The sequence below is a fragment of the Actinopolyspora sp. BKK2 genome, assembly GCF_011291845.1.
In the GTDB taxonomy this organism is placed as follows: domain Bacteria; phylum Actinomycetota; class Actinomycetes; order Mycobacteriales; family Pseudonocardiaceae; genus Actinopolyspora; species Actinopolyspora saharensis.
Genome location: NZ_JAANTE010000009.1, coordinates 189,572 through 216,187, shown reverse-complemented (window position 1 = coordinate 216,187; position 26,616 = coordinate 189,572). Strand labels below are relative to the sequence as shown.

Annotated in this window: 25 protein-coding genes; 20 read left to right on the top strand and 5 right to left on the bottom strand. The window is 69.4% G+C overall.

The features are described 5' to 3' along the window. The first annotated feature begins 256 nt into the window (after positions 1-256). The 4 genes from G9Q41_RS18160 to G9Q41_RS18145 all read left to right on the top strand — a co-directional run bounded on the left by G9Q41_RS18160 (position 257) and on the right by G9Q41_RS18145 (position 2,251). Positions 257-502, top strand: a complete 246-nt coding sequence (locus G9Q41_RS18160; RefSeq protein ID WP_165633066.1) for a zinc finger protein — start codon at positions 257-259, stop codon at positions 500-502. Next, on the top strand, positions 496-774 hold the full coding sequence (locus G9Q41_RS18155; protein WP_165633065.1) for a hypothetical protein: 279 nt from the start codon (positions 496-498) through the stop codon (positions 772-774). Before G9Q41_RS18160 ends, G9Q41_RS18155 begins: the two co-directional genes overlap by 7 nt. Continuing rightward, positions 774-1,343, top strand: coding sequence for a hypothetical protein (locus G9Q41_RS18150; protein WP_165633064.1), 570 nt, complete (start codon positions 774-776; stop codon positions 1,341-1,343). The genes G9Q41_RS18155 and G9Q41_RS18150 overlap by 1 nt, the downstream gene beginning before the upstream one ends. A 278-nt stretch (positions 1,344-1,621) precedes the next feature. Next, positions 1,622-2,251 (top strand): hypothetical protein, encoded by a 630-nt coding sequence (locus tag G9Q41_RS18145; RefSeq protein ID WP_165633063.1) that lies wholly within the window; start codon positions 1,622-1,624, stop codon positions 2,249-2,251. 263 nt (positions 2,252-2,514) lie between these two features. On the opposite strand, the gene G9Q41_RS18140 is transcribed toward G9Q41_RS18145, so the two are convergent. From G9Q41_RS18140 to leuS, 3 genes are all read right to left on the bottom strand, one after another. Then, a complete protein-coding gene (locus G9Q41_RS18140) occupies positions 2,515-2,856 on the bottom strand; it encodes a type II toxin-antitoxin system PemK/MazF family toxin (protein WP_165633062.1) in 342 nt (113 codons plus the stop codon). Continuing rightward, the gene (locus tag G9Q41_RS18135) at positions 2,853-3,071 is read right to left on the bottom strand and encodes a hypothetical protein (protein WP_165633061.1); all 219 of its coding nucleotides are present in this window, start codon (positions 3,069-3,071) and stop codon (positions 2,853-2,855) included. The genes G9Q41_RS18140 and G9Q41_RS18135 overlap by 4 nt, the downstream gene beginning before the upstream one ends. A gap of 168 nt (positions 3,072-3,239) precedes the next feature. Then, positions 3,240-6,152, bottom strand: coding sequence for a leucine--tRNA ligase (gene leuS / locus G9Q41_RS18130; RefSeq protein WP_165633060.1), 2,913 nt, complete (start codon positions 6,150-6,152; stop codon positions 3,240-3,242). 407 nt (positions 6,153-6,559) lie between these two features. On the opposite strand from leuS, the gene G9Q41_RS18125 reads away from it, so the two are divergent. The 3 genes from G9Q41_RS18125 to G9Q41_RS18115 all read left to right on the top strand — a co-directional run bounded on the left by G9Q41_RS18125 (position 6,560) and on the right by G9Q41_RS18115 (position 9,061). Beyond that, positions 6,560-7,468 (top strand): type IV toxin-antitoxin system AbiEi family antitoxin domain-containing protein, encoded by a 909-nt coding sequence (locus G9Q41_RS18125; RefSeq protein WP_165633059.1) that lies wholly within the window; start codon positions 6,560-6,562, stop codon positions 7,466-7,468. Between the two features lie 47 nt (positions 7,469-7,515). After that, complete coding sequence (locus G9Q41_RS18120; RefSeq protein WP_165633058.1) at positions 7,516-8,448, top strand: nucleotidyl transferase AbiEii/AbiGii toxin family protein; 933 nt, start codon at positions 7,516-7,518, stop codon at positions 8,446-8,448. Positions 8,449-8,545: 97 nt separating this feature from the next. Continuing rightward, positions 8,546-9,061 carry an SdpI family protein gene (locus tag G9Q41_RS18115; RefSeq protein ID WP_347567562.1) on the top strand — a complete coding sequence of 172 codons (516 nt, stop codon included), beginning with the start codon at positions 8,546-8,548 and terminating at the stop codon, positions 9,059-9,061. Between the two features lie 442 nt (positions 9,062-9,503). On the opposite strand, the gene G9Q41_RS18110 is transcribed toward G9Q41_RS18115, so the two are convergent. Continuing rightward, on the bottom strand, positions 9,504-10,085 hold the full coding sequence (locus tag G9Q41_RS18110) for a YqgE/AlgH family protein (protein ID WP_165633057.1): 582 nt from the start codon (positions 10,083-10,085) through the stop codon (positions 9,504-9,506). A 259-nt stretch (positions 10,086-10,344) separates the two neighbouring features. Here G9Q41_RS18110 and G9Q41_RS18105 point away from each other — a divergent pair, with 259 nt between their 5' ends. The 4 genes from G9Q41_RS18105 to G9Q41_RS18090 are packed head-to-tail and all read left to right on the top strand — an operon-like array spanning position 10,345 to position 12,450. Continuing rightward, positions 10,345-10,764: a hypothetical protein gene (locus G9Q41_RS18105; RefSeq protein WP_165633056.1), complete on the top strand. Its 420-nt coding sequence runs from the start codon at positions 10,345-10,347 to the stop codon at positions 10,762-10,764. Next, on the top strand, positions 10,761-11,306 hold the full coding sequence (locus G9Q41_RS18100) for a DUF3558 domain-containing protein (protein WP_347567561.1): 546 nt from the start codon (positions 10,761-10,763) through the stop codon (positions 11,304-11,306). Before G9Q41_RS18105 ends, G9Q41_RS18100 begins: the two co-directional genes overlap by 4 nt. 2 nt (positions 11,307-11,308) lie before the next feature. Next, on the top strand, positions 11,309-11,875 hold the full coding sequence (locus G9Q41_RS18095; RefSeq protein WP_165633055.1) for a DUF3558 domain-containing protein: 567 nt from the start codon (positions 11,309-11,311) through the stop codon (positions 11,873-11,875). A 2-nt stretch (positions 11,876-11,877) separates the two neighbouring features. Then, positions 11,878-12,450: a DUF3558 domain-containing protein gene (locus G9Q41_RS18090; RefSeq protein WP_242687616.1), complete on the top strand. Its 573-nt coding sequence runs from the start codon at positions 11,878-11,880 to the stop codon at positions 12,448-12,450. A 71-nt stretch (positions 12,451-12,521) separates the two neighbouring features. Here G9Q41_RS18090 and G9Q41_RS18085 read toward each other — a convergent pair whose 3' ends face one another. Next, on the bottom strand, positions 12,522-14,060 hold the full coding sequence (locus tag G9Q41_RS18085; RefSeq protein ID WP_165633054.1) for a CCA tRNA nucleotidyltransferase: 1,539 nt from the start codon (positions 14,058-14,060) through the stop codon (positions 12,522-12,524). 280 nt (positions 14,061-14,340) lie between these two features. Between G9Q41_RS18085 and G9Q41_RS18080 the strand changes: the two genes are divergently transcribed. From G9Q41_RS18080 to G9Q41_RS18040, 9 genes are all read left to right on the top strand, one after another. Further along, a complete protein-coding gene (locus tag G9Q41_RS18080; RefSeq protein ID WP_165633053.1) occupies positions 14,341-14,874 on the top strand; it encodes an NUDIX hydrolase in 534 nt (177 codons plus the stop codon). Beyond that, a complete protein-coding gene (locus tag G9Q41_RS18075; protein WP_165633052.1) occupies positions 14,871-17,369 on the top strand; it encodes a DUF6049 family protein in 2,499 nt (832 codons plus the stop codon). The genes G9Q41_RS18080 and G9Q41_RS18075 overlap by 4 nt, the downstream gene beginning before the upstream one ends. Positions 17,370-17,685: 316 nt before the next feature. Then, positions 17,686-19,596, top strand: a complete 1,911-nt coding sequence (gene murJ, locus G9Q41_RS18070) for a murein biosynthesis integral membrane protein MurJ (RefSeq protein ID WP_347567560.1) — start codon at positions 17,686-17,688, stop codon at positions 19,594-19,596. Between the two features lie 148 nt (positions 19,597-19,744). Further along, positions 19,745-21,382, top strand: coding sequence for a protein kinase family protein (locus G9Q41_RS18065; protein WP_165633050.1), 1,638 nt, complete (start codon positions 19,745-19,747; stop codon positions 21,380-21,382). A 275-nt stretch (positions 21,383-21,657) separates the two neighbouring features. Then, on the top strand, positions 21,658-22,266 hold the full coding sequence (sigM, locus tag G9Q41_RS18060; RefSeq protein WP_092527803.1) for an RNA polymerase sigma factor SigM: 609 nt from the start codon (positions 21,658-21,660) through the stop codon (positions 22,264-22,266). Beyond that, positions 22,263-23,102: a hypothetical protein gene (locus G9Q41_RS18055; RefSeq protein ID WP_165633048.1), complete on the top strand. Its 840-nt coding sequence runs from the start codon at positions 22,263-22,265 to the stop codon at positions 23,100-23,102. The genes sigM and G9Q41_RS18055 overlap by 4 nt, the downstream gene beginning before the upstream one ends. Positions 23,103-23,306: 204 nt before the next feature. Beyond that, the gene (gene trxB / locus G9Q41_RS18050) at positions 23,307-24,320 is read left to right on the top strand and encodes a thioredoxin-disulfide reductase (protein ID WP_165633047.1); all 1,014 of its coding nucleotides are present in this window, start codon (positions 23,307-23,309) and stop codon (positions 24,318-24,320) included. A gap of 41 nt (positions 24,321-24,361) precedes the next feature. Beyond that, positions 24,362-24,685 carry a thioredoxin gene (trxA, locus tag G9Q41_RS18045; protein WP_092525088.1) on the top strand — a complete coding sequence of 108 codons (324 nt, stop codon included), beginning with the start codon at positions 24,362-24,364 and terminating at the stop codon, positions 24,683-24,685. 552 nt (positions 24,686-25,237) lie between these two features. After that, positions 25,238-26,386, top strand: a complete 1,149-nt coding sequence (locus G9Q41_RS18040; RefSeq protein WP_092525085.1) for an N-acetylmuramoyl-L-alanine amidase — start codon at positions 25,238-25,240, stop codon at positions 26,384-26,386. The last annotated feature ends 230 nt before the right edge of the window (positions 26,387-26,616 follow it).

Genomic DNA, 26,616 nt, shown 5'->3' with positions numbered 1-26,616 from the left:
CGCCGCGGCAACCCCGCCAGCATCTGCCCCGCGAACTCCTCGATCCGCGGAGCCACAACCTGCATCTCCTCCGGTGTCACACCTCCATCATCACACCCACCACCAACGAGTTAACAAAGCCCTACTAGGTGAGCACGCTGCACACCCGAGCTTCACCTGATCGAGGAATTGTCGACTTTGGTGCCAGGTGCCAAATTTATGTCACCAACGGTACCAGCATGGTGGCTGCCCTACCTATCGTGCACAGGAGGTAATCATGTCCCATCCGTTCACCTGGGTGCCGGGCGACCACGCGCGGCACGTGAGCGAGGACCCGGTCCCGCCACCGGGGGTGGAGTTCCCGCCGGACCTGACGGTCACGGCGCTGTGCGGCCGGGAGGTCACCTCGGCCGCGGGGGAGATCGCCTGGCTGTGGCCCACCTGCCCCGACTGCGACGACAGGGCCCGCGAACTGGTCGGCGCACCGCCGCGCACGGACTCCGCGGACGGTGAGCAGTGCTGAACGCTCCGAACGAACGGACTGCCGCGCTGCTGCGGCAGTGCCGGTGGCACTGCTCCGAGGCCGCCTTCGCCCTGGGGAACGGGCGCTACACCCCCGCGCACTGCCGGGAGCTGGCCGACGAGCTGATCGAGCTGGCCGCGGTGCTGCGCCAGTACGCCACCGCCCACGAAACCGCCCCCGCCGAAGAGATCACCGCCGAAGAAGCCGTCGGAGAAACCGCCGGGAACACCGCGACAACCCGGCCGCCGACCAACGCGGAAGGAGGAACGTGATGCAGCACCAACTCCTCGTGCCCATGCTGCTGACCCTGCTGGCGATCGCGCTGCTGGCCTGGCCCGAGCACCCCGCGGCACCGCGTCCCCGAACGGGCTCGCACCCCCGCCCGCACGTCCGACACGCCGACTCCGGGCCGGGAGCGCTGAGCGTGTGGCAGCTGCACGCCCGCCTCGCCCCTGCTGGTGCCGCCGGAACCGGCGAGCTCACCCCGCAGGTGCCCGCCCGCGCCGCACCGCAGCCCCCGCCCGCGGCACCAGCGCGATCGGAGCCGCCCGCACGGCCGGAACCACCGGAGACCCCGCACGCACCGGTGCGCTGGCCCGAAACCGACCCGGACGAACCCGCCCCGGAACAGGTCAGGCCACAGTGGATCGACCGGGAATTCCCCGCGGCACCGCCGCAACCGCTGGTGCCCGCCGCCCGCACCGTGTGGCGCGAACCCCACCCCGACGGGCGCGACAGCGCCTGGAACGCGGCACCCCACGCGTCCAGACCCGCGCCACCGCCTCCGGACCCAGCCCTGGAAATCATGCGTCGCGTCCGGGACGGCCTCCTGCTGCTGTGACCGCCCCGAGCGAGCCGCCGGGAACCGAGCCCGCCCGTCGCGCACGAGAACGGCCCCGGCCCCGCCGAAACGGCGGAACCGGGGCCGCACGCGCTCCCACCGGCCCGCAGCGGGAGCCCCGAGGGCGCTCAGAAGTCGTCAATGACGCGACCGGAGACATAGCCGCGATCCGCACCGCACCGGATAACGACTGGTGCGAGTGTGCCTTCTGGCAACCTGCTTCGGCCCAGAAGGACACCTCGAAGACAAGCAGCGGCTAACGACCTACCCTGTCTCGAGTGCGCCCGAAGGGAGTACGGCAGCGGATTCAGCAGCTGCGTGAGCACGCCGAGCAACAGGACCGAGCCAATCCACATCTGGCATTGCGCCGTGGCCTGACCCAGTTCATCCACGGGTGCGCCGCGTTGGGGTACTCCGACACCCCCGGCACCACCCTGGTGAAATCCTATCGAGAAGTGCGTGCGCTGTTGGACGATCCCGGTCAGCGACGCACGCACAGCACGCTGGAACGGGCGAGCCTGGACTGCATCGAACAGCTGGGAAACTGCGACGCCTTCGCCGAAATCGCCGCTGACCCGCAGCGCAAAGCAGGACGTGACGACGAAATCGCCGAACCGGTTCTGCTGCGGATACCTCCGAGAGCACTGATGGGCCGCGACACCCCCGACGTCTACTTTCCCATGGCCTGCTTCAACGCTGCCGGGACCTGTCTGGACGGTGTTCTCTCCCCATATCGCTCCTGCCTCCTCATCACGAGCTTGGGCTACTACGAACCGGCCGAGGAACGTGAGCTGCTCGACGCTATGCGCACCTTCCGCACCGACTACGAGGACCAACCGGACAACCGCGCAGCCATCGCGGAACGGATCACCCACCGGCTGCGAGACTTCGTTCGGCGGTTCGAGTAGTTCCCCGACCTGCGGCGGCACGCTGGGATGACCGTGCGAGGCCGAGGTTACGACCTCGCACGAGCCGTGCAACGCACGATCGAGCCGCGCCCACAGCTGGGAGAGCTACCGGAACGGGCTGATCACCCAGTCGGCCGCGGCGTGGGGGCTGTGACCGCCCCGAGCGAGCCGCCGGGAACGGCCCGTGCACCAAGCTCGCCTCGTGACCGAGCTTCGACCACAGCTCCTCGGCCAGGTGCGGGGCTACCCACGGAGCCGCTCTACTAGTTGATGTCGATGATTCCGCGGAGCACGAATTTGATCTTGTTGATCTCGTCGGGAGTCAACCGCGCACGATGAGGTCGCCGCAGTCGTTGTTGGCTGATGGACTTCACGTGGTCGCACATGGCGAACGTGGTCCGATTGAGGCTACTCAGCTGTGGTTGGTACGGCAGTTCTCGATCCGTGGTGGTGCAGGGCACCACGATGATCAGCCCGTTGGGCAACGCGCATTCGAACGAGGTGGAGACGATCACGGCGGGACGGAGTCCCGCCTGCTCGTGTCCGACCTGAGGATCGAAATCGGTCCACCACACCTGCCAGGGGCGCGGCTGCTTTTCGCTCATTCGGACACAGCCACATCGGCCTCGGCCAGGTCGTGTTGTTCGTCCTGGTACTCCCGCAGTTCCTCGTCGGACAGCCTTGCCAGCGCGGCGAAGGACTCGTGTTCGAAGGCCAGCCGAGCCACGGTCTCGTCCAGACTCGCACCGCCGTAGTCGCGCTCGGCGATACGTGCGAGCGCGTCCCGATTGGCGGAGTCGATCCGCATACTCGTTTGCATACCTCAAGCATACACCGGTCGCGAAGCCGTGACCACCCTCAGTGCTCGGCACGATCGCCCGTGCCCGCTCATCACCGACGAGCACACCGGGGCTCCGGTTCCCGTGCGGGGGACCGAAGCCCCGGCGAGGGCGCCGTGGCGGCGAGCCCGCCACGACGGAAAAAGCGATCAGCCGACCACGTTGACCAACCGACCGGGAACCACGACCACCTTGCGCGGCTCGGAACCGTCCAGCAGCTCCTGGATCCTGGAATCGGCCAGCGCCGTGGCGCGAAGCTCCTCCTGCTCGGCCGAGGCGGGCACCGTCATCCTGGACCGCACCTTGCCATTGAACTGGATCGGGTACTCCAGCGTCTCCTCGACGAGGTAGTTCTCATCGGCCACCGGGAACGGCCCGTGCACCAGGCTCTCCTCGTGACCGAGCTTCGACCACAGCTCCTCGGCCAGGTGCGGGGTCAGCGGGGCCACCAGCAGCACCATCGGCTCCATCACCGAGCGCGGCGGCCCGGCCGCACCCGAGTACTCCTTGGTGACCCGGTTGTTCAGCTCGATCAACTTGGCCACGGCCGTGTTGAACTGCAGGCTGTCGTAGTCGGAGCGCACGCTGTCGATGGTCTTGTGCAGCGCGCGCAGCAGCTCCTCGTCGGGCTCCTCGTCCGTGACCCGCGGCTGCCCGGTCTGCTCGTCGACGACGTTGCGCCACAGCCGCTGCAGGAAGCGGTGCGAGCCGATCACGTCCTTGGTCGCCCACGGGCGGGAGGAGTCCAGCGGACCCATGGACATCTCGTAGAGCCGCAGCGTGTCCACGCCGTAGGAATCGGCCATCTCCTCCGGCGAGACCGAGTTCTTGAGGCTCTTGCCCATCTTCCCGTACTCGCGGTTGACCTCCTCGCCGTTGTAGAAGTACTTGCCGTCCTGCTCGACAACCTCCTCGGCGGGGACGTAGACCCCGCGCGAGTCGGTGAACGCGTAGGCCTGGATGTAGCCCTGGTTGTACAGCCTGCGGTACGGCTCCTCGGCCGAGACGTGCCCCAGGTCGTAGAGCACCTTCTGCCAGAACCGCGCGTACAGCAGGTGCAGCACCGCGTGCTCCACACCGCCGACGTAGAGGTCCAGCCCGCCCGGGTCGTCCGCACCGTGCCGGTCGGGGCGCGGCCCCATCCAGTACCGCTCGTTCTCCGGGTCCACGAACCGCTCGTGGTTGTCCGGGTCGATGTAGCGCAGCTGGTACCAGCAAGACCCGGCCCACTGCGGCATCACGTTGGTGTCGCGCTGGTAGTGCTTGAGCCCGTCGCCGAGATCCAACTCCACCTCGGCCCACTGCTCGGCCTTGGACAGCGGCGGCTCCGGCCTGCTGTCGGCGTCGTTCGGGTCGTAGGTGCGCGGGGAGTACTCGGCCACCTCGGGCAGCTCCACCGGCAGCTGGTCGGCGGGGATCCCCAGCGGGAAGCCCTCCTCGTCGTAGACGACCGGGAACGGCTCGCCCCAGTAGCGCTGCCGCGCGAACAGCCAGTCGCGCAGCTTGTACTGCACGCTGCCCTTGCCGTGACCGTGCTCCTCCAGCCAGGAGACGATCTTCTTCTTGGCCTCGTCCACGTCCAGCCCGTCCAGGCTCAGCCCGGTCACCTCGGACGAGGAGTTGATCGCCGGTCCGTCACCGGTGTAGGCCCCGCCCTCGAAGTCCTCGGGCGGCTGCACCGTGCGCACGATCGGCAGCCCGAACTTCTCGGCGAACTCCCAGTCGCGCTGGTCCTGCCCAGGCACGGCCATGATCGCGCCGGTTCCGTAGCTCAGCAGCACGTAGTCGGCCACGAACACGGGAACGCGCTCGCCGTTGACCGGGTTGACCGCGTGCATCCCGGTGAACACGCCGGTCTTGTCCTTGTTCTCCTGGCGGTCCAGCTCGGACTTCATCTCGGCGGCGCGCCGGTACTCGGCCACGGCCTCGGCCGGGCCCGAGTAGCCGCCGGTCCAGCGCTGGTCGGTGCCCTCCGGCCAAGAACCGAACTCCTCCGGGGCGGCCAGGATCTCGTCAGCCAGCGGGTGCTCCGGGGCCAGCACCATGTACGTGGCGCCGAACAGGGTGTCCGGCCTGGTGGTGAACACCTCGATCCGCTCGGAGCGATTCTCCAGCCCGAAGTGCACCTCGGCGCCCTGCGAACGGCCGATCCAGTTGCGCTGCATGGTCTTGACCTTGTCCGGCCAGTCCAGCCGGTCCAGGTCGTCGACGAGCCGGTCGGCGTAGGCGGTGATCCGCATCATCCACTGCTTGAGGTTGCGGCGGAACACCGGGAAGTCGCCGCGCTCACTGAGCCCCTCGGCGGTGACCTCCTCGTTGGCGACCACCGTCCCCAGACCGGGACACCAGTTCACCGGCGCCTCCGAGAGGTAGGCCAGCCGGTACGAGTCGATGATGCGGCGCTGCTGCTCGCGGTCCAGCTCCTCCCACGGAGTGCCGTCCGGTGTGGACCGCTTACCCGCGGCGAACTCGGCCTCCAGCTCGCTGATCGGGCGGGCCCGGCCGCGCCCCTGGTCGGCCTCGGTGTCGTACCAGGCGTGGAAGATCTGCAGGAAGATCCACTGGGTCCACTTGTAGAACTCGATGTCGGTGGTGGCGACCCTGCGCCGCTCGTCGTGGCCGAGACCGAGCCTGCGGATCTGCGTCAGGTAGCGCTCGATGTTGTTCTCGGTCGTGGTGCGCGGATGCGTGCCGGTCTGCATCGCGTACTGCTCGGCGGGCAGCCCGAAGGCGTCGAAGCCCATCGTGTGCAGCACGTTGCGCCCCCGCATCCGGTGGTAGCGCGCGTAGACGTCGGTGCCGATGAACCCGAGCGGGTGACCGACGTGCAGGCCGGACCCCGAGGGGTAGGGGAACATGTCCTGGACGAACAGCTTCTCCGCGGCCGCGTCCTCGCCGCTCAACGGACCCACCGGGTTCGCGGCGTGATAGCTGCCGAGCTCCTCCCAGCGCCGCTGCCAGTTCCGCTCGATCTCCCCCGCGATCCGCGCGGTGTACCGGAAGGGGGGCGTCTCGTCGCCCGCACCGTCCGTGCCCTGCGAGTTCCGTTCCGCGCCACTCATCGTGTGCGTTTCCTTCCCTAGTTCGTCGCCCGGGCTCACCGGCCGGCGCTCCGGACGACCCATCGGTGTGCCGCCCCTGGAAAACTAAAAACCCCTCATCCCGAGCCGGGCATGAGGGGTCGCCGCGCCGAGGGTCACGTCGTCTCAGCGCGGCACGACAAGAAGTCGGGCGATGGCCACGCGAACAGGATAACCGGTGGGTAAAGCACGTACGCGGGCCGGGACTGGCCGCGACGGGCCGGGGCACCCGCCCGCAGGGGCGCACGCGCGACCGCCCGGTGTGCTCCCGGGCACGCCGCGCGGCGGTGTGCCCGGCAGCCGCGCGGGGAGCGAAAACCACATGTTCCGACAGCAAATACTACGTCCAGGTGTAGTGATTGCTGTATCCCGCTGTGTAACCTGGGGCTGTGAAGACGGCGATGGCTCTCAAGGCGCTCGGTGATTACTCAGCGGGACAGTGGGGAATGGTGACCTCGGCCCAGGCCCGCCGGGCGGGAATCGACACGGTCACGCTGACTCGGCTGGTCGAACAAGGTCTGCTCGTGCGCCCGCGCCGCGGGGTGTACGCCATCGCCGCGGCCGAGGAGGCCGAACACACCGACATCAAGGCCGCCTGGCTCGCGCTCAACCCGAGCGTTCCGGCCTGGGAACGGCTGACCCCCGATACCGACGGTGGAGTGGTCTCGCACCGCAGCGCCGCTACGCTGCACGATCTCGGCGAACTGGTCGCCGAGGACGTCGAGATGATCGTGCCCCGCCGCCGCAACCCGCGAGATCCCTCGCTGCGCCTGCGGAAGCGAGCCGTCGCGGAGTCCGACGTGACACTGGTCGACGGACTTCCGGTCACGACGATCGAACGTACCGTCGTCGACCTGCTCGAGGAGCATGTCGACGCCAGTCACGTGGGGCCGATCGTCCACGACGCCGCCCGCGACGGCAGGCTGGATCTGAATCGACTGGCCCCCCGCATCGATGGCTACAGTCGCCGCTACGGGCTCGCGGCCGGTGATGGTCGTGCCCTGCTGGACCACCTGCTCAATCACGTCAGCGCCGACTCGCCGAGCGAACGCGTCCTGGCCGAGATCCTGCGGTCCTTCCCCGAAGTCTACGAGGAAGCCCGAAGGAACGTGTGCCACACGGCACCCCTGCCCGACTCGGCCCCCGGAGGGGAGTCGTCGTTACCAGATCTCACCGAAGCACGTATGGCACCGGTACGCAGGGCGCTCAACGCGGTGACATGCTCTCCGCGTTACCGAAACGAAAACCTGCTCACCAGCATTCGAAGTACCCCACGGCGAACCAGCGATCAGCTTTAGCAGCCTCCCTGGACGATTCCCGCCCCTGATCAAAGCAGAGGTAGTACGTGGATAACCTCGTCACCCCGATCCAGCTCCAGAACGAGCTACGCAGGATCGCCCCAGGAAGCATAGGCCACCGGAAGGTCCAAAGCGGTGAGCTGTGGCGACAGTTCTTCCTGGAACGGCTCATGGCTCGGGTATTCACCCACAACCCCGACGGGTGGCTACTCAAGGGCGGTTTGGCGATGCTCGTGCGCTACCCCGGTGCTCGCTACTCTCGCGACCTGGACTTGTTGCACCGCACCCCCGAGGCCGACCTGGAAGAAGCTGTCCAGACACTACTCGCAGCCGCTGCAATCACTCTCGGAGATGCAGTGCGCTTTGCTCACATCAGCACCAGTGGAGCTCCGCCCGGGGGCGGACCGGACGCTGTCGCGGGACGCCCGTGTCGATCGGTGACGTTCAAGCCGTTTCTCGGGACAAAGAAGCAGAACCACATCACCGTCGACCTCGTGACCGATATGGATCCGGTCGGTCAACCCCAACAGCGTCACCTCGAACCGCTCATCAACGAACTACCGGGTAGTGACGTGCAGTTGCAGCTGGTAGCGCTGGAAGATCACCTCGCGGACAAGATCTGCGCCATGTACGAACTCCATAACGGCATTCCGTCGAGTCGTGTCAAAGATCTTGTCGATCTTGTCTACGCGATCAGTCACGACGTCGTTGACGGACGTCTTCTGAACCAGGCCCTGAGAAAAGAAGTGCAGCGTCGCACCGCGCAGCGCACCGAGATCACTCTGCCGATGGGGTTCGATATTCCCGATCACCGCAGCTGGGCCGAGGGTTACGCCAGACAGGTCAGCACGACGGATGGATTCCACGAACTGCACTCGTTCGAAGACGCCGTCGCCCTCGCCGACGCATTCCTCACTCCGATACTGCGCGGCGACGCCGTGAACCAGTGGAGTCCCACGACGCAGCGTTGGGAGCAGTAGGAGCCGGGAACGTCTCTCCCCGCCGCCCGGTGTGCTCCCGGGCACGCCACGCGGCGGTGTGCCCGGCAGCCGCGCGGGGAGGTCGTAGGCTGTCGGGGTGGCGCTTGCATTGCTGATCATCGTGTGTGTCGCCGTGATCCTGCTCGGCGCGGCCGCCCTGACCCTCGGGGTGCGCGGGCTGCGCGGCACGCTGCCGCGCAACCGCTACGCCGGGGTGCGCACCCCGGACGCGCTGCGCGACGAGCAGACCTTCCGGCTCGCCAACCGGGTGGCCGCGCCGCCGATCCTCGCCGGGGGAGCGGTGGCCGTGATCGCCGGTGGCTGCGCGGCCGCGCTGGGAACAGCGGCGACGAGCTGGCTGGTCGTGGGAATCGGTGCCGTCGGCGCGGTGGCGCTGATCCTCACCGGGGGAATGCTCGGGGCGCGCGCCGCGGCGGCGGCTCCGGTCGAATCCGGCTGCTCCGTCTGCGCGGCCTCCTCGGGAAGCGGCCAACCCGCCGGGGCCGGTTCGGCCGGAGGCGGCTGCGCCGCGGCCGGGCTCTGCTCGGCGGGCGGCGGCTGCGCGGCCGCGCTGCTCGGCCAGCAGGAGTCCTCCTCCCCGTCTCCCGAGTGACCGGCACCGCCGCGAACCGGCCGGGCCGACGAACTTCTGCCAGGAACTTCCAGCAGAAGGAATCCACTCCAACGCAAACGCTGTGAGCCTGCGCAGTCGGCACCGCCGCGAGCCAACCGAGCCGCCGCAAAACCCGAACAGGAACTCCCACTCAAGGAGTCCACACCAACGCGAGCGCTGTGAGCCTGAGCAGTCGGCACCGCCGAGCATCCCGATCCACCGATAGCCCGAACTGGAACTCCCGACCAACAGGCCCACGCCAACGAGAGCGCTGTGAGCCTACGCAGTCGGCACCGCCGCGGGTTCTCAGTCGAGTGCCCGGCGAGGACAGCCTCGACGTTGTGTAGGTCGCTACCCGATGTCGAGGATCCCGCAGCCGGGCGCCGACTGAGGTTCCGCCAAGCGACCGCCCAAGCACGGGACCGACCACACCCAAAAAAACTCAGTTGAGTTGGACATCGCCGGGGTGCGTGGCCAAAAAGGCCAGCGGCGGCCCCTGCCTGCGCAGCACCCGCCCCCACAGGTTCACCGAGGGGTCGGCGATCACGTCCTCCGGCAGCGCCGGGATCACGTGCCAGTCCCCGCGATCGATCTCGCCCTCGAGCTGCTGCTTGCCCCAGCCCGCGTAGCCTGCGAAGAAGCGCATCCCCCTGGCCAGCCCGGCCAGCTCCTCCGGGTCCTGCTCGAGGTCGACCAGCCCGACCGGCCCGTTGACCCCGACGACTCCCTCCAGCTCACCGGTCTCCACCCCGGTGCGCAGCGCGGCCAGGCAGATCGCGGTGCGCTGGTCCACCGGTCCGCCCACGAACAGGGACTGCGGCTCGCTGGAGTGCTCGGCCCACTTGGGCAGCACGTCGTGCACCGGTATCTCACTCGGTCGGTTGAGCACCACGCCGAGAGTGCCCTCCTCGTGGTGGTGGATGACGAACACCACCGCCCGGCGGAAGTTGTCGTCGTACAGGGTCGGCGCCGCCACGAGCAGCGTTCCCGGTTTCACGTCCGCGTCGGTTCCCACGTCCGGCATGATCTCACTCCGAAGCCAGTTTGGGGATCGCCGCAACTGGACCGCGCAGTCGGCACCCGCGGACCTCGACGACCGAGCCGCCGAGCTTTCCCACGACCGAGCCACCGACTCCTTCAGTCCGATCGGGTGAGATGACGGTCACCTCGGTGGCGTTTCGATCACCGACCACTGCGTTTCGTTCGTCGATTAGGGTGATCGTGGCCGCTCGGTGGTGTTGTTGGTCGTGGCGAGCGGGCTGGCGAGTTCGAAGGGGGCGGTGATGACCGATCCGAACGCGGAGGAAGCCGGTTTCGCGGGGGCGAGCGCCGCGCTGGGCAGCATCCAGGCCGAGAACTCCTGGATCCAGCAGCAGATCGACGGTGGCGGGCTGAGCATGGAGCCCAGCGCCGCCGACGAGGCGGCCAAGGTCTACGAACGCGAGGCCGATGAGGTCGAAAAGCTGATTACGAAGGCTGACGGTTTGCAGCAGGTGCCGGGGTTGGGGGACTACCCCTCGGGGCGGCAGCTGGCGGCCAAGTTCGGGCAGAAGGCCCGCAACGGCACCAACGGCGCGGCCGACCTGCTGGGACAGCTGCGCGACGAGCTGCGTCGCAAGGCCGATCTGTTCCGGCAGGCCAAGCAGAAGTACCAGGCCACCGATGATCAGGTGGCCCAGGACGTGCGGAGGAGTGCGCAGTGAGCAGCTGGCAGCGTGCGGTACTCGCGGCCGTCTCAGGCGTGGCCCTGCTCGGGGCACTCGGGTGCTCACCGAGCGGGTCCGGGGACACCTCGGACAGTCCTTCCGAGACCCAAGCCTCCGGGGACAACTCGCTGGAGAGTCTCGACCCGTGCAAGCTGCTCTCCGAGGACGAGCTGAAGTCCTTCGGACTCGAGTTGCCGGGCGAGCTCGATGAGGATCTGCCGTGGCGCCCCGGATGTCACTACAGTGGTGATCCTGTTGCCGCCAAGTTGTCCAAGGACACGCGGAACACGGTTTCCTCCAATGCGGAGAAGTCCACCTGGGCGGAGTTCGAGCGCATCCAGGTCAACGGCCGTTCCGGAGCGCGGGCCATCACCAAGGGTTCGACGCAGGCGCGGATCTGCAACGTGATGTTCGACGCCGGAGACGGGCTGATCCAGGTCCAAGCTACCGAGTCCCGTCTCCCCGAGAGCGTCGATGAGTGTGCCAAGGCGTTGGAGATCGCGAAGAAGGTCGAACCGGACATGCCGGAGCCTGCGTAGCGATGCGCCGTGCTGGTTCGCCCCCGGTCGGGGGCAAGCGTGCGCTGCTCGCGGCCGTCTCGGGCGTGGCCCTGCTCGGAGCGCTGGGATGTTCACCGAGCGGGTCCGGCGACACCTCGGACGACTCCTCCACGCCCCAAGCCTCCGGGAGCAACTCGCTGGAAAACCTCGATCCCTGCGAGATGCTCTCCGAGGCCGAGCTGAAGTCCTTCGGGCTCGAGCTGCCGGGCGAGCCCACGGAGGATCTGCCTTGGAGTCCAGGGTGCTACTACAGCGGTGAACCCATTTCGGCCGCGCTGTCCAAGGACACGCGGAACACGGTCTCCTCCAATGCGGAGAAGGACGTCTGGGCGGAGTTCGAACGCATCCAGGTCAACGGCCGTTCTGGAGCCCGGACCATCACCAAGGGCGCGACGCAGGCGCGGATCTGCAACGTGATGTTCAATGCCGGAGACGGGCTGATCCAGGTCCAAGCCAGCGAGGATCGTCTTCCGGACGAGGTCGACGAGTGCGCCAAGGGGTTGGAGATCGCAAAGAAGGTCGAGCCGGACATGCCGGAGCCTGCGTAGCGATGCGTCGTGCTGGTTCGCCCCCGGTCGGGGGCAAGCGTGCGCTGCTCGCGGCCGTCTCGGGGATGGCCCTGCTCGGAGCGCTGGGGTGCTCACCGAGCGGGTCCGGCGACACCTCGGACGACTCCTCCACGCCCCAAGCCTCCGGGAGCAACTCGCTGGAAAACCTCGATCCCTGCGAGATGCTCTCCGAGGCCGAGCTGAAGTCCTTCGGGCTCGAGCTGCCGGGCGAGCCCACGGAGGATCTGCCTTGGAGTCCAGGGTGCTACTACAGCGGTGAACCCATTTCGGCCGCGCTGTCCAAGGACACGCGGAACACGGTCTCGACCAACGCGGAGAAGAACGTCTGGGCGGAGTTCGAACGTCTCCAGGTCAACGGGCGTTCCGGAGCACGGGCCATCACCAAGGGGTCGACGCAGGCGCGGATCTGCAACGTGATGTTCAACGCCGGAGACGGGCTGATCCAGGTCCAAGTCCGTGAAACTAATCCCCCCGACACTCTCGACGAGTGCGCCAAAGGGGTGGAGATCGCGAAGAAGATCGAGCCGAACGTGCCGGAGCCTGCCCGCCCCTGAACGCCCTCAACGCGCCGTGAGAACCGCTCACGTCTCGTTCCGCCGGACGCAGCCGACGCCGCGGCACCCAGTCAGCCGGGATCGTCCTCGGACGGCAGGACGCCCTCCGCGCGCGCCCACCGGTACAGCTCGGCCACGGCGTCCTCCCGGTCCAGCGGCCCCTGGTCGAGCCGGACGTCCTTCAGGTGACGCCACGCGCGCCCCACCACGGGCCCGGGGCTCACGCCGAGCAGCTCGATGATCTCGTTGCCGTCCAGGTCCGGGCGAACCTTGGCGAGGTCCTCCTCCTCGGCGATGCGCTGGATCCGCGCTTCCAGGTCGTCGTAGGCGCGCTGCAGGGCGCGCGCCTTGCGCTTGTTGCGGGTGGTGCAGTCGGCCCGCACCAGCTTGTGCAGCCGCTGCAGCAGGTGACCCGCGTCGTTGACGTAGCGCCGCACCGCGGAGTCGGTCCAGTTGCCCTCGCCGTATCCGTGGAACCGCAGGTGCAGGTAGACGAGGTTGGACACGTCGGAGATGGTGTCCTTCGAGTAGCGCAGGGCGCGCAGCCGCTTGCGGGTCATCTTGGCCCCGACCACCTCGTGGTGGTGGAAGCTGACCCCGCCGCCCGGTTCGAAGCGGCGCGTGGCGGGTTTGCCGATGTCGTGCAGCAGCGCGGCCAACCGCAGGACCAGGTCCGGCTCGCCCTCCGGGTCGGCGGCCCGCTCCAGGTCGACGGCCTGGTCCAGCACCACGAGCGAGTGCAGGTAGACGTCCTTGTGCTGGTGGTGCTCGTCGATCTCCAGCCGCATCGCGGGCAGCTCGGGCAGCACGTGATCGGCCAGCCCCGTGTCGACCAGCAGCTCGACGCCCTTGCGCGGGTGCCGCCCGCACAGCAGCTTGGACAGCTCGGTCTGCACCCGCTCCGGGGTGATCCGCTTGATCTCGTCGGACATCCGGCGCATCGCCTCCAGCACCCGCTCTGCGGGCTCGAAGCCGAGCTGCGCCGCGAACCGGGCCGCGCGCATCATCCGCAGCGGGTCGTCGGCGAAGGACTCCTCCGGGGTGGCCGGGGTGTCCAGCCGCTGCTGGATCACGTCGCGCATCCCGTCGTGCGGGTCGACGAACTCGCGCCCGGTGAGTTCGACGGCCATGGCGTTGACGGTGAAGTCCCTGCGGAACAGGTCCCCGTGGATCGAGTCCCCGAAGGCCACCTCGGGGTTGCGGCTGGAGCGGTCGTAGGTGTCGGCGCGGAACGTGGTGATCTCGACCGTCACGCCCCGCCGGTAGGCGCCCACCGTGCCGAACTCGATGCCGGTGTCCCAGACCGTCTCGGCCCAGCCCTCCAGCAGGGCCTGCACCCGGTCGGGGCGCGCCTCGGTGGTGAAGTCCAGGTCGCCGCCGAGCCTGCCGAGCAGCGCGTCGCGGACGCTGCCGCCCACGATGTAGAGCGTGAAACCGGAATCGGCGAAGAGGCGCGCCAGCTCCTCGGCGACCGGTGCCTGCCTCAGCAGCTCCTCGACCGCGTTGTGCCGCGCCGTTAGCGCCGGGTCCGCACCGGCACCCGGTGACTGCGCGGCGGAGGCTCGTGGACCGTAATCGGAGTCGGCGGCGTCGAACACGGAAGGGGACACGGCAGACCAGGGTATCGGCCACCCCGCGGCGGCCCACGGCGGTCACCGCGAACCGCGTTCCGCCCCGGTGAACCCGGCGCGAACGGCCGCCCTCGGCCGAGATCACTCTCCCGGTCCTGGACAAACCACCCTCGAACACGCACGGCGACGATGAAATGATCATCCGCGAGCGGAGCTCTCCACCGAACGGGGCGGAGCGGAACCAGCCGCACGACACGTCGAAACACGGTGCGTTGTCAACAACGACGATTGACCGGCGAAGCGCATTACCATCGGGCCCATGCCTCCTCCGCCCGGTGGTCCCGGCGGATCCGGCCCGAAGCGCCGGGGTCCGCGCCGGCGACGCAGGTTGCGGACCGTGGACGAGACGTCGGCGGGCGGACTGGTCGTCGACGCCTCGAAGCGGTACGCGGCCGTCATCGGGAGACTGGACCGGCAACGGCGCCTGCTGTGGTCCCTGCCCAAGGGCCACATCGAGCCGGGAGAGACTCCGGAGGAGACCGCCGTCCGCGAGGTCGCCGAGGAGACCGGCATCATCGGAAGGGCGGTCCGCCCGATCGGCACGATCGACTACTGGTTCGTGGCCGACAACAGGAAGGTGCACAAGACCGTGCACCACTTCCTGCTCGTCGCCACGGGCGGCGAGCTTTCCGACGAGGACGTGGAGGTCACCGAGGTGGCATGGGCGCCGCTGGGTGAACTGGACGAGATCCTGGCCTACGCCGACGAGCGCAGGCTCGTGCGGCACGTGATCGCACTGTTCGGAAGCACTCCGGGCAGCGTGGAGTTCGGTAGCTGGACGGAGCACGGATGAGCCCGCAGCCGGGCGCGCACACGCCGCGGATCCCCGCGAGCGCGCGGACGTGGACGAGGGCCGCGCTGGTCGCCGTGGTCGCGGTGCTGCTGTCGGCCCTCGCCCCCGCGGCCCCCGAAGCGGCCGCGCAGCCGGGCGGACAGATCGGAATCGACGTGTCCTCGATCACGCCCGGCGTGGTGCGCTCCGACTCCGGTGACGTTCTCAAGGTGTCCGGGAGCCTGCACAACAACAGCGACGAGACGATCGACCAGCTCGAGATGCGTGTGGAGCGCGGCGAATCGCGCGCGACGCGTCCCGAGCTGGTCGAGGCGATGCGCGGTGGTGTGCGAACCGCGAACCGCACCCGCTTCACTCCCGTGACCGACCGGCTCGCACCCGGGCAGAGCACCTCGTTCGAGCTGCGCGTCGAGCTGAAGGGCAACGGCCCGCAGGCGCTGGGCCTGGAGCACCCCGGGGTGTACCCCGTGCTGCTCAACGTCAACGGCGACCTGGCCCCGCAGCGCAGGGCGCGGCTGGGGGTCACGGACTTCACGCTCCCGGTGCTGTCCTTACCCGGGGGATCGACCCAGGCCCCGGCGCAGAGCACCGGCATCACCACGCTGGTACCGCTGGTCGACTACCCGCACATGGCCCAGGAGCAGCTGCCGGGACGGCCGACCATCCTCACCGACGACCGCCTCGCGAAATCGCTGGCCCCCGGCGGTCGACTCTCCGAGCTCGTCGACGCGGTCTCCGAACGGGTCCCGGCCGGCTCCGAGCTCGGCAAGAGCGTCTGCTTCGCCATCGACCCGGACCTGGTGGTCACCGCCAAGGCCATGGCCGAGGGCTACCAGGTGCGCCAGCAGGGCGGCAGAACCGTGCCCGGCACCGGCTCCCGAACGGCCGCCGACTGGCTGGACCGGCTGCGGGAAGCCGTCGAGGGGCGCTGCGTGCTCTCCCTGCCGTACAGCGACGCGGACCTGGTCGCGCTGGCCCGGGCCGGGCTGCCGGACCTGATCCGGGGATCGCTGGACGGCGCCGAGCTGCTGAGCCGCGAGCTGAACGTCACCGTCCGCGACGACGTCCTCTGGCCCGTCGACGGCTCCCTCGACCGCTCGACCGCCTCCCAGCTGGCCGACACCTCAGTGAGCAGCGTGCTGATGCACCCCGACTCGCTGGCAGGCACCAGCGGGACGCTGCGCCCCGCGCGGCTGAACACCGGCAACCCGGACTACGCCCCAACCGCGCGCAAGATCGACCCGCTGCTCGCCGACGCGCTGAACCCGGCGCGAGGGCAGCAGGCGGGCGGCTCGACCGGGCTCGCCCCGGTCGGGGACGGAATGCCCGCCGTGCTCGACGGGCTGGCCGCGCTGACCTTCCGGGCGAGCGAGGCCGCCGTGGCCGGCGACACGCTCATCGCCCCGCCCCGCAGGTGGAACCCGGGCGGAGCGGAGCTGCGCGAGTTCTTCTCCGGGCTGCGGAACCTGCAAGAGGCCGGTTACGTGCGGCCGGAACCGCTTCCCGCGCCGGACGAGGGCGGAGCCGGCGGCGGCGGCGACTCCTCCGCGGGGACGTCCAGCTCAGCGGCGGGCGGGAACCGGCGGGTCGCACCCACCTACCCGACCAGCAGCGAGCGCGCGGAGATCCCGCCGACAGTGCTGGACGAACTCGCGGCGCAGAACTACAAGGTCGGCCAGCTGTACAGCGCGGCCGAACGCGAGCCCGCGCTGAACGTGGCCCCGGCCAGGGTGACCACCCCGCTGCGCAACGGACTGCTCCACGGCGCCTCCAGCGCGTGGCGGGGCAACGGCTCAGCCGCCTCCCACTGGGTCGACGTGGCCAGCAGAACCCTCGAAGGCGTGCTGGACGGAGTGCACACCTCCAAGTTCGACGGGCAGATAACGCTGACCTCCTCGCAGGGCAAGATCCTCGTCACGGTGCAGAACGACCTGCCGGTCAACGTCCGGTTCAAGCTGCACGTGGACAGCCCGCCGGGAGTCCAGGTCGACGACCTCGGAGTGCTGCGGGTGCCCGCCAACGGCAGCAGGCTCTTCCTGCCGGAAACCACCGTGGAACGGTCGGGCAAGTTCACCGTGGACGTGACCCTGCGCACCGAGGGCGGGGCCAAGCTGGGCCAGACGCGCAGGCTGCGGGTCGACTCGAACGCCTACGGGACGGTGCCCCTGATCCTCACGATCACCGCGGCCGCGCTGCTCGTGCTGCTGTCGGCCCGCCGCATCGTGCGCAGGGTCCGCTCCCGCGGCAACGGCTCGAACGGCGGCGGGAGCGACTCGAACGGCAGCGGGGACGGAACGGATCCGAGCGGACCGGGCGGCTCCCCGGCGAGCGGGGAGACCGAGACCACACCCGCGCAGGACAACCCGACCGCCCCCGAGACGTCCCCGGGTGAGGAGACTCCCCGTGCGGAGGACCACGACGGCCCACCCGAGCGGGGGGCCGACGAGGACGGTCCGGCCGAACCGGTCACCGACAATGATCCGCGGCGAAGCTGATCGGAGTTTTCCAACGGGTCGGTGGGGTGCCCGCTCGGCGACGCCGGTGGGCAACGTTCCCGCTCCGGCGTCGCCCGCGCCGGAGCGGGAACGCCCCGGCCGTCGACTCGGTCGGGGGACCGCAGTGAGAGCCTTTGCGAGGGCCTCCTGCCCGGAGGCGAGCGGAGACCCCGGCGGGGTCATCGTGCTTTCAGGTGAGACCCCGGCCTTTCGGCATCCGGACACTCGGCGAGAGCAACCGCCGAAGGGGCCGCTTCCGCTAGCATGGCCGGGTTGTACACGCACGGGTGCGCACACCGAGCGAAGGAATGAGTTGGTGAACGGAGAGAACCGCGCCGGAGCCCTCGGCTACCAGCGGCGGGGTCCCGGTGAGGAGGAAGCTCACCAGACCGAGCCGATTCCGCGGGTGGCCGGTCCGCTGACCGGAACCGCGTTCCCGGAGCGGGACGGCATCTCCGGCAACGCCGACGAACTGACCCAACCGATCCCGGCACTCGGACGCACCCCGGGCAACGTGCGCTCCGAACAGCACACCGAGGTGATCCCCGCAGTGGGCGAACCACACGGCAGCGGGACGTCCGAGCACCCCGAAGCCGAGGACGCGGAACCCGAGACGACTGAGCAGCAGCAGGAGGGCAAGAAGTCCCTGCTCAAGGCCAGCGGCTCGATGGCGGTGGCGACGCTGGTCAGCCGCATCACCGGCTTCGGCTGGAAGCTGGTGCTGGCCTACACGGTCGGCTTCGGCGTGGTCAACGACTCGTTCACGGTGGCCAACACGCTCCCGACCAGCATCTTCGAGCTGCTCATCGGCGGTGTGCTCACCAGCGTGATCGTCCCGGTGCTCGTGCGGGCGCAGAAGAGCGACGAGGACGGGGGCCGGGCCTACGTCCAGAAGCTGCTCGCCGCCTCCGGGGTGGTGCTGCTGGCGGGCACCCTGCTCTCGCTGCTGGCCGCCCCGGGACTGGTGTGGCTGTACATGGGCGACTCGGAGAAGGCCAGTCCGGAACTGGCCACCGGGCTGGCCTACCTGCTGCTGCCGCAGATCCTGTTCTACGGGGCCAGCGCGCTGTTCGGCGCGCTGCTGCAGTCCAAGCACGTCTTCGGTCCGCCGGCGTGGGCTCCCGTGCTGAACAACGTGGTCATCATCGCCACGCTGCTCATCTACCGGGCGCTTCCGGGGGAGCTGACCCTCAACCCGGTGCGGATGAGCGACGCGCACCTGCTGACGCTCGGCATCGGGGTGACCTGCGGCGTGTTCGCCCAGGCGTTCATCCAGCTTCCCGCGCTGCGCAAGACCGGGCTGAGCTTCGTCCCGCGGCTCGGCTGGGACTCCAGGCTCTCCGAGTTCGGCGGGATGACGCTGTGGATGCTCGGCTACGTGGGCGTCAGCCAGGTCGGCCTGCTCGCGCTGTCCCGAGTCGCCACCTCCTCCGATCCGGGTTCCTGGGCCATCTACAACTACGTGTGGATGCTGCTGCAGCTGCCCTACGGGGTGATCGGCTTCTCCGTGATGACCGCGATCCTGCCGCGCATGAGCGCCGCGGCCGCCGACAAGGACCACGCGCGGATGATCGACGACCTGTCGCTGGGCAACAGGTTGTCCACGGTGGCGCTGCTGCCGATCAGCGCGATCATGACCGCGCTGGGGGTCCCGATCGCGGTGGCGCTGTTCTCCATCAAGGACGGCAGCGGTTCGACCGAGCAGCTCGGCCTCGCCCTCGCCGTCTCCTCCTTCGGCGTGCTGCCCTTCGCGATCACCATGATGCAGATGCGGGCCTTCTACGCGATGAAGGACGCGCGCACCCCGACGCTGATCATGGTCGTGATGACCGTGTTCAAGGTGCTCATGGCGATCGCGGTCGGAGCGCTCATCGCCCCGGAGAACGTGGTGCTCGGGCTGACCTTCACCAATTCGTTCACCTTCGTGGTCGGCTCGCTCGTGGGCGAGCTCTGGCTGCGCTCCCGGCTGGGTCCGCTCGGCAGCAGGCGCTTCCTGAACACCCTGGGACGCACCCTGCTCGCCTCGGTTGCGGGCGCGCTGGTCGCGTGGCTGATCAGCAGCGGCGTCGACGGTCTGGTCAGCGACGGTCTCGTGAGCGGCTGGCTGCGGCTGGCCTCCGGCGGGGTCTGCGGAATGGTCGTCATCCTCGCCTGCATGTGGCTGCTGCGCGTTGCCGAACTGCAACCGGCGTTCAGCCGAATCACCGGTCTATTGCGTCGCCGGTGACGGCAGCGTCACGTACTCTCGGACGGGGAGTCTCTACGGCGGGGTGCGGGCAAGCGGCGTTCTTTTTCCGGCCGCGGAAACACCCCTGGCACGAGCGGGGATCGCGTTCGGCGACTCTTCGCCGACGGGAAGAATCGGGAGACGTCAGGTGAGCGGAAAACCGACCGGACAGGCGGGTGCAGGCAAGCAGGACGCCAACCAGTACGACGACACCGTGCACCAGGGAAGTCCCGCGAGCACGGGGCACTCCCAGGAGCCGCCGCTCGCACCGGGAGCCGTGCTCGACCACGGTCGATATCGGCTGCTCGCCAAGGTCGGTTCGGACAGTCGCTGCAACGCCCAGCTCTGGCGCGCCAAGGACGGTGTCCTGGGCCGCGACGTGGCCCTGACCATCATCGTGGGGGACCGGGCCGACGCCGAGCAGGCCGCCAACGCGCGGCGCACCCTCGAGCGGGCCATGCACGCGAGCACCTTCAACCACGTCGGCGTGGCCAGAGTGCTCGACGTGGTCCACAACTCCCCGGGCGACCCGGACGGCGTGCTCGGCATCGTCATCGCGGAGTGGACGCACGGCAGCGACCTGACCGAGCTGATCTCGGACGGCCCGCTGGCGCCCGGAGGGGCGGCGCGGTTGCTGCAACCCCTGGCCGCCGCGGTGGAGGCCGCCCACCACGCCGGGCTGGTGCTGGGGATAGACCACCCCCAGCGGGTGCGGGTCACCGCCTCCGGCGAGATCCGGATGGCGTTTCCCGGGCCGATGCCCCACGCGGGCTCCGGGGAGGACGTCCGCGGGCTCGGGGCGGTGCTGTACCTGCTGCTGACCGGACGGTGGGCTCTGCCCGGCGCGCCGGAAGGGATCTCCTCCGCCCCGACCGACTCCGAGGGCAACGTCGTCCCCCCGCGCACTCTGCGCCCCGCCGTCCCGCTCGAACTGTCCACGGTGTCCACTCGGGCTCTCGGCAGTCCCGAGTCGCACGGAACCACGGGAGGGGTGCGCACCGGTGCCGCCGTCCTGCGGGTGCTGGAGCAGTACGCCCAGCAGGAGGCGGCCGACACCGTGATGCACTCCGCCCCCGCGGGTGGCGGCGAGTCGCAGAGCAACGAGGTGTGGAACCGCGAGGAGCCCAAACCCGACCCGGCCAAGCGGCGCAAGCTCATGCTCAGCGTCAGCGTGCTCGCCGTGGCCACCGTCGTGGTGCTCGGCTGGCTCACCGCGAACCTGATCGGCCTGTTCGCCGGCTCGGGCACCTCCGGTCCTCCGGTGGTGCTGAACCCCGACGAGAACGGCAGCACCACGAGCGAGCAGTCCGGGCAGGGCTCGCAGCAGCAGCCGAAGCCGAAGCCCGTCGCGGTGTCCGACTCGAGCGTCTTCGTCACCGAGAAGGACCGCGACCACAAGGACGAGATCGACAAGGTGCACGACGGGGACTCCGGCACGCACTGGCAGACCGACAACTACAACGACCAGCTGGGCACCGGGTTCAAGAACGGCATCGGGGTCATGCTGGAGCTGGAGAACCCCTCGAAGGTCAGCGAGGTGGAGGTGCGGTCCCCGAGCTCGGGGACCGAGGTGGAGATCCGCAGCGCTTCGAACTCCTCGCCGAGCCTCTCGGACGCCGAGGTCATCGGCAGCGGGACGCTGAAGGACGGCACCACCAAGATCCCGGCGGAAACGGACGGCTCGACCTCGCACGTGCTCGTGTGGATCACCGAGCTGGCCTCCGGGGACCGCTACAGCTCCCAGATCGACGAGATCAAGGTGATGGGCACGTCCGCCCAGTCCTGAGTCGTCGGGGTGCCGGTTCCGGTTGCCGGGGCGGTTGCTTAGCCGGCACGTGAGTCGGCGCCTCGGGAGCGTCGGGCACGCTCTTGAGTAGCCACAACAGCCACCTACGCTGCGAGCGGCCCGATCCGCCGAAATCCTTGCCAGGAACTTCCAGCGAAAGGCTCCGCTCAACCCAGGCGCTCTGAGCCCGAGCAGTCGGCGCCGCCGCCCCTCGAACCGAGCAACCGGCACCGCCGACCCGCTTACCCCTTCCAGTGATCAGTAGGGTTCTGGGCGTGTCAGAAACCGCCAGTTCGGATGCCGATCTCATAGCGGCCCACCTCTCCGGGGACCGGCAGGCCTTCTCCGAGCTCTTCCGGCGGCACCGCGATCGGCTGTGGTCCGTGGCGCTGCGCACGATGCGGGACCCGGACGAGGCCGCCGACGCGCTGCAGGAGGCGATGATCTCCGCTTTCCGCAACGCGAGCTCCTTCCGGGCCGAGTCGAGGGTCACCACCTGGTTGCACCGGATAGTCGTGAACTCCTGCCTCGACCGGATGCGCAGACAGCGCACCAGAGCCACCGTCCCGTTGCCGGAAAGCGGTCCGGGAGAGCCCGCGCACCCGCACGACAGGATCTCCGAGCACGACACGAGGATGGTCGTCGAGGACGCGCTCGCCCAGCTGCCCGCCGACCAGCGTGCCCCCATCGTGCTCGTGGACGTCGAGGGCTACCCGGTGTCCGAGGCCGCTCGGATGCTCGAGGTGGCCGAGGGAACGGTCAAGAGCCGTTGCGCGCGCGGCAGGCTGAAGCTCGCACAACTTCTCGGGCACCTGCGGAACCCGAGTGCGCGTACGGACGTCCCAGATGGAGGCATGGCCACGCGTCGACGGGAGGGACGATGAGTGGCGAGGAACTGAGCGCCGGGACACCTCGGGACCCGGACCGGTCCCCGGACGTGTTGGCCGATCTGCACGCGGACGCCCTCGACGAGGAAACGGCGGGGCGAATCGCCTCGGCCGCGCGAACCGACCCGGATGCGGGCGCCGTCCTGACGGCGCTGGAGAACACGCGAATCGAACTGGCGGGCAGGCCCGCTCTCGAGATGCCGGAGGAGGTCGCGGCCCGCATCGAGAACTCACTCGCGGCCGAACCGCTGCCCCCGCCCGCCGCGGAGACCGACCGGCGGGAACACCCCGCCGCGGAGACCGAGCAACCCGAGCAGCCCCTCCCCGACAACGTCGCCCCCATCGGCGGGGCCCGCGGGCGCGGCAGCCGCCGCAGCCGCCGCAGGGCCTTCGCACTGGGCTCCGGCCTGATGGCCGCGGCAGCGGTCCTGCTGGCCGTGGTGCTGACGGTCCAGCCGGACCAGCCGAGGCGGGAGGAGACCAGGGCCGACGACACGACCGCGGCCCAGCCGCCGGAGGACGGAGAACCGTCCCCGCTGGCGCTGACCGGAGACCGGGTCGAGCTCGACGGGCAGCAGCTCCAGCAGGTGCTCTCCTCCGAGCAGTACGTCGACTCCCTGGTCGACCCGCAGCGACTGCTGACGTGCTTACGGGCGAACGGCATCGAGGACGGCTCTCCCATCGGGGCCAGGGAGATCAGTTTCAACGGGCGGCGGGCCCAGCTGATGGTGCTGTCCACCGGCGAGATCGGCCAGTTCCGGCTGCTCGCCGTCGGCCCGGGGTGCGGGCCGGGCAATCCGGCGACCCTCTCGGACACCGTCGTGGGCGGTTGACCGGCCGGAGGGCGGCAGGCCGCGAACCAGGACGGCGGACGACGCCCGTGGCGGAACCGCTCGGCGGCCCGCGTCCCCGTCCAACATGTGGGTGCGGGCACGTGCACGGAGGGGGCGGGAACAAGCGGGACCTAGTATCGCGTTGACGAACAAGCGCGGGGACACCTACCACCCGCGAACGACGTGACCGAGGGAAGGGGCGCGGTGACTGGCGACGTCCGGAACCTGATCATCGTTGGCTCCGGCCCTGCCGGCTACACCGCAGCGGTGTACGCGGCCAGGGCCGAGCTGCAACCACTGGTCTTCGAGGGAACCCAGTACGGCGGGGAACTCATGACCACTACCGACGTGGAGAACTACCCCGGCTTTCGAGACGGGATCATGGGCCCCGAGCTGATGGAGCAGTTCCGCGCCCAGGCGGACCGCTTCGGGGCGGAGCTCAAGACCGAGGACGTCGACGGGATGGACCTCGGCGGCCCGGTCAAGACCGTGACCGCGCACGGTGTCGAGTACCGCGCGAAGGCCGTGGTCCTGGCGATGGGCGCGGCGGCGCGCTACGTCGGCGTTCCCGGGGAGGAGCAGCTGCTCGGGCGCGGCGTGTCGGCGTGCGCGACCTGCGACGGATTCTTCTTCCGCGACCAGGACATCGCCGTGGTCGGCGGGGGTGACTCCGCCATGGAGGAGGCGACCTTCCTCACCCGGTTCGCCCGTTCGGTGACGATCCTGCACCGTCGCGAGGAGTTCCGCGCCTCCAAGATCATGCTCGAGCGCGCGCAGGCGAACGAGAAGATCCACTGGCGCACCAACGCGGTCGTCACCGCGGTCAACGGCGAGAGCACCGTCTCGGGGCTGACCGTGCGCGACACCGTCACCGGCGCCGAGTCCGAACTCCCCGTCACCGGCATGTTCGTGGCGATCGGGCACGACCCGCGCAGCAAGCTCGTCTCCGATCAGGTCGAGGTGGACGAGGAGGGCTACGTGCAGGTGCACCAGCCCTCCACCGCCACCAACATCCCGGGCGTGTTCGCGGCCGGTGACCTGGTGGACAAGACGTACCGGCAGGCCGTCACGGCCGCCGGGTCGGGTTGCTCGGCGGCCATCGACGCGGAACGCTGGCTCGCCGAACAGGAAGCCTCCGAAAGCGCCGAGGTCACCTCGGAGCTCGTCGGGGGCGGATACGGTCCCGCCGCCGAGGCCGACGCGGCGGCAGCCCGCTGACAACCATCCGCAGCAGAGCACAACACCGCAAAGGAGACGACATGTCCAAGCCGGTTACCGTCGACGCCGACTCGTTCAAGACCGAGGTCCTGAACAACGACAAGCCCGTGCTGGTCGACTTCTGGGCCACCTGGTGCGGCCCGTGCAAGATGGTCGCCCCCGTCCTGGAGGAGATCGCCTCCGAGCACGAGGGCAAGATCACCATCGCCAAGCTCGACATCGACCAGAACCCCGGCGTCGCCAGGGACTACCAGGTGATGTCGGTTCCGACGCTGCTGCTGTTCTCCAACGGGGAACCGGTCAAGCAGATCGTCGGTGCCAAGCCGAAGGCCCAGCTGCTGGAGGACCTGGCCGACTACCTGTGAAACCGCGGCGAACGCCTCCGGCGAGCACCCGGGCGCGGAGCTGATTCCGCCCCGGCCTGCTTTCCGGAGCAACCGCACGACGTGATCCCACCGTCCTCGCGGAAACGAGCGAGGACGGTGGGATCACGTGTTTGCGCGGATTTCGATCAGCACACCACGGCCGGGTGAGCACCCTCCGATGTCACGAGGGTCCGGCCCGTGACGTCACCGCGAGGGCGACAAGGCACAATGCATCGGAGCGAGTCGCATACCTCACTGGTGTTTTACGGTTGAGTCGACGGCCCGGTTCGGGGTGGCGCCCGGCGCGACGGCGCGGGGACGGCCACGCCGCCCATCGGAACCGTCGCGGGTCCTCCCGTCCCGTGCCCTCGCGGGAAGGCCCGGATCGACGTGGGTGGAGCCCCTCGGAACCGGGGTGGCCGCAGCGGGGAGGTTTCGCTCGGCAACCACCTGCGACAACCGAAACGGAAAATCTCTATAAACTGATACTTGGGGGTAATGACACGTCCTTAGCGTCGGATCCGTCCGGCGCCTGAATCGAGCGAGGAGTGCATGCAGCTGCTCCACCGCGGTGACGTCGGCCCGGCAGTTTCCGAGATCAGAAACGTTCTGGTCACGCTGGGCCTCTTACCACCGAACGGTCCCGCGGGACCGATCATGTACGACGCGTCGGTGGAACACGCGGTACGGGCCTTCCAACAGCAACGGGGCCTGATCACCGACGGAGTCGTGGGACCGGCCACATACCGAGCACTCACCGACGCCAAGTGGCGACTCGGCGACCGCTCGCTCGCCTACTTCGTCTCCCGCCCCATCAGCGGCGACGACGTCTTCGCGCTCCAGGAACGGCTGCTCGAGCTCGGCTACGACGCCGGACGCCCCGACGGCATCTTCGGCAGGCAGACCGAGCACGCGCTGCGCAGCTTCCAGCGGGAGTACGCCCTCAACTCGGACGGCATCTGCGGCCCGGCCACGCTGCGCTCGCTGCGCCAGCTCGCGCCGAAGGTCCGCGGCGGCAGACCCGTCTACCTCCGCGAGCAGGAGAAGGTCCGGCGGGCCGGCCCCAAGCTGCGCGGCAAGCGCATAGTCATCGATCCGGGACACGGCGGCAGTGACCGGGGAGCCGTGGTCAACGGCGTGGCCGAGGCCGACCTGGCCTGGGACTTCGCCCGCCGTCTCGAGGGCCGCATGGTGGCCACCGGGATGGAGGCGCTGATCGCCCGCGGGCCCAACTCCTGCCCGCCCGACGCGGACCGGGCCGCCTTCGCCAACGAGGCCGGCGCCGACCTGTTCCTCTCGCTGCACGTGGACTCCAACAGCTCACCACAGGGCCAGGGAGTCGCGACCTTCCACTTCGGCACCGGCAACGGGACCACTTCGAACGTGGGGGAGGCCCTCGCCGGTTTCCTGCAACGCGAGATCGTGGCCCGCACCGGCATGCTGGACTGCCGCACCCATCCCAAGACCTGGGAAGTGCTGCGCTGGACGAAGATGCCCGCGGTCCGCGTGGAGGCGGGCTATCTGAGCAACCCGGAGGATCACGCCCGCCTGCTCGACCCCGGCTTCCGGGACACCGTCGCGGAAGCGGTGCTGGTGGCCGTGAAGCGGCTGTACCTGCTCGGCGAGGACGACCAGCCCACGGGGACCTTCACCTTCGACGATCTGCTGCGCTACGAGCTCGCCCGCGCCGAGGGGGCGTGAGTCCCGCGGGGCGCACCGCCCCCGATTAGTGATGTCAGCCACTTTGGGCGAGGATTGTTCGAGGCGAACGTTACACGGCCGAGAGCCGCACGCGATGTGATGGTTAGAATCGCCGGTTAACCCGATCAGATCCTTCCGTACTGATCGGGACGACCACGCGGCGCACCACCGACCCCGGAGCGCGGAAATGTCCGATCACTCGAACCAGCCAGACTCGAACCAGCCCGAAC

Bases quoted from the DNA above. Each gene is read 5' to 3' on its own strand.
- leuS (WP_165633060.1), bottom strand. From the start codon at position 6,152: ATGAGTGGCGCGGAACGGAACTCGCAGGGCACGGACGGTGCGGGCGAC.
- G9Q41_RS18135 (WP_165633061.1), bottom strand. From the start codon at position 3,071: ATGCAAACGAGTATGCGGATCGACTCCGCCAATCGGGACGCGCTCGCA.
- G9Q41_RS18150 (WP_165633064.1), top strand. From the start codon at position 774: ATGCAGCACCAACTCCTCGTGCCCATGCTGCTGACCCTGCTGGCGATC.
- G9Q41_RS18075 (WP_165633052.1), top strand. From the start codon at position 14,871: ATGAGCCCGCAGCCGGGCGCGCACACGCCGCGGATCCCCGCGAGCGCG.
- G9Q41_RS18040 (WP_092525085.1), top strand. From the start codon at position 25,238: ATGCAGCTGCTCCACCGCGGTGACGTCGGCCCGGCAGTTTCCGAGATC.
- G9Q41_RS18110 (WP_165633057.1), bottom strand. From the start codon at position 10,085: ATGCCGGACGTGGGAACCGACGCGGACGTGAAACCGGGAACGCTGCTC.
- G9Q41_RS18055 (WP_165633048.1), top strand. From the start codon at position 22,263: ATGAGTGGCGAGGAACTGAGCGCCGGGACACCTCGGGACCCGGACCGG.
- G9Q41_RS18080 (WP_165633053.1), top strand. From the start codon at position 14,341: ATGCCTCCTCCGCCCGGTGGTCCCGGCGGATCCGGCCCGAAGCGCCGG.
- G9Q41_RS18160 (WP_165633066.1), top strand. From the start codon at position 257: ATGTCCCATCCGTTCACCTGGGTGCCGGGCGACCACGCGCGGCACGTG.
- G9Q41_RS18105 (WP_165633056.1), top strand. From the start codon at position 10,345: ATGACCGATCCGAACGCGGAGGAAGCCGGTTTCGCGGGGGCGAGCGCC.
- G9Q41_RS18140 (WP_165633062.1), bottom strand. From the start codon at position 2,856: ATGAGCGAAAAGCAGCCGCGCCCCTGGCAGGTGTGGTGGACCGATTTC.
- G9Q41_RS18090 (WP_242687616.1), top strand. From the start codon at position 11,878: ATGCGTCGTGCTGGTTCGCCCCCGGTCGGGGGCAAGCGTGCGCTGCTC.
- G9Q41_RS18095 (WP_165633055.1), top strand. From the start codon at position 11,309: ATGCGCCGTGCTGGTTCGCCCCCGGTCGGGGGCAAGCGTGCGCTGCTC.
- trxA (WP_092525088.1), top strand. From the start codon at position 24,362: ATGTCCAAGCCGGTTACCGTCGACGCCGACTCGTTCAAGACCGAGGTC.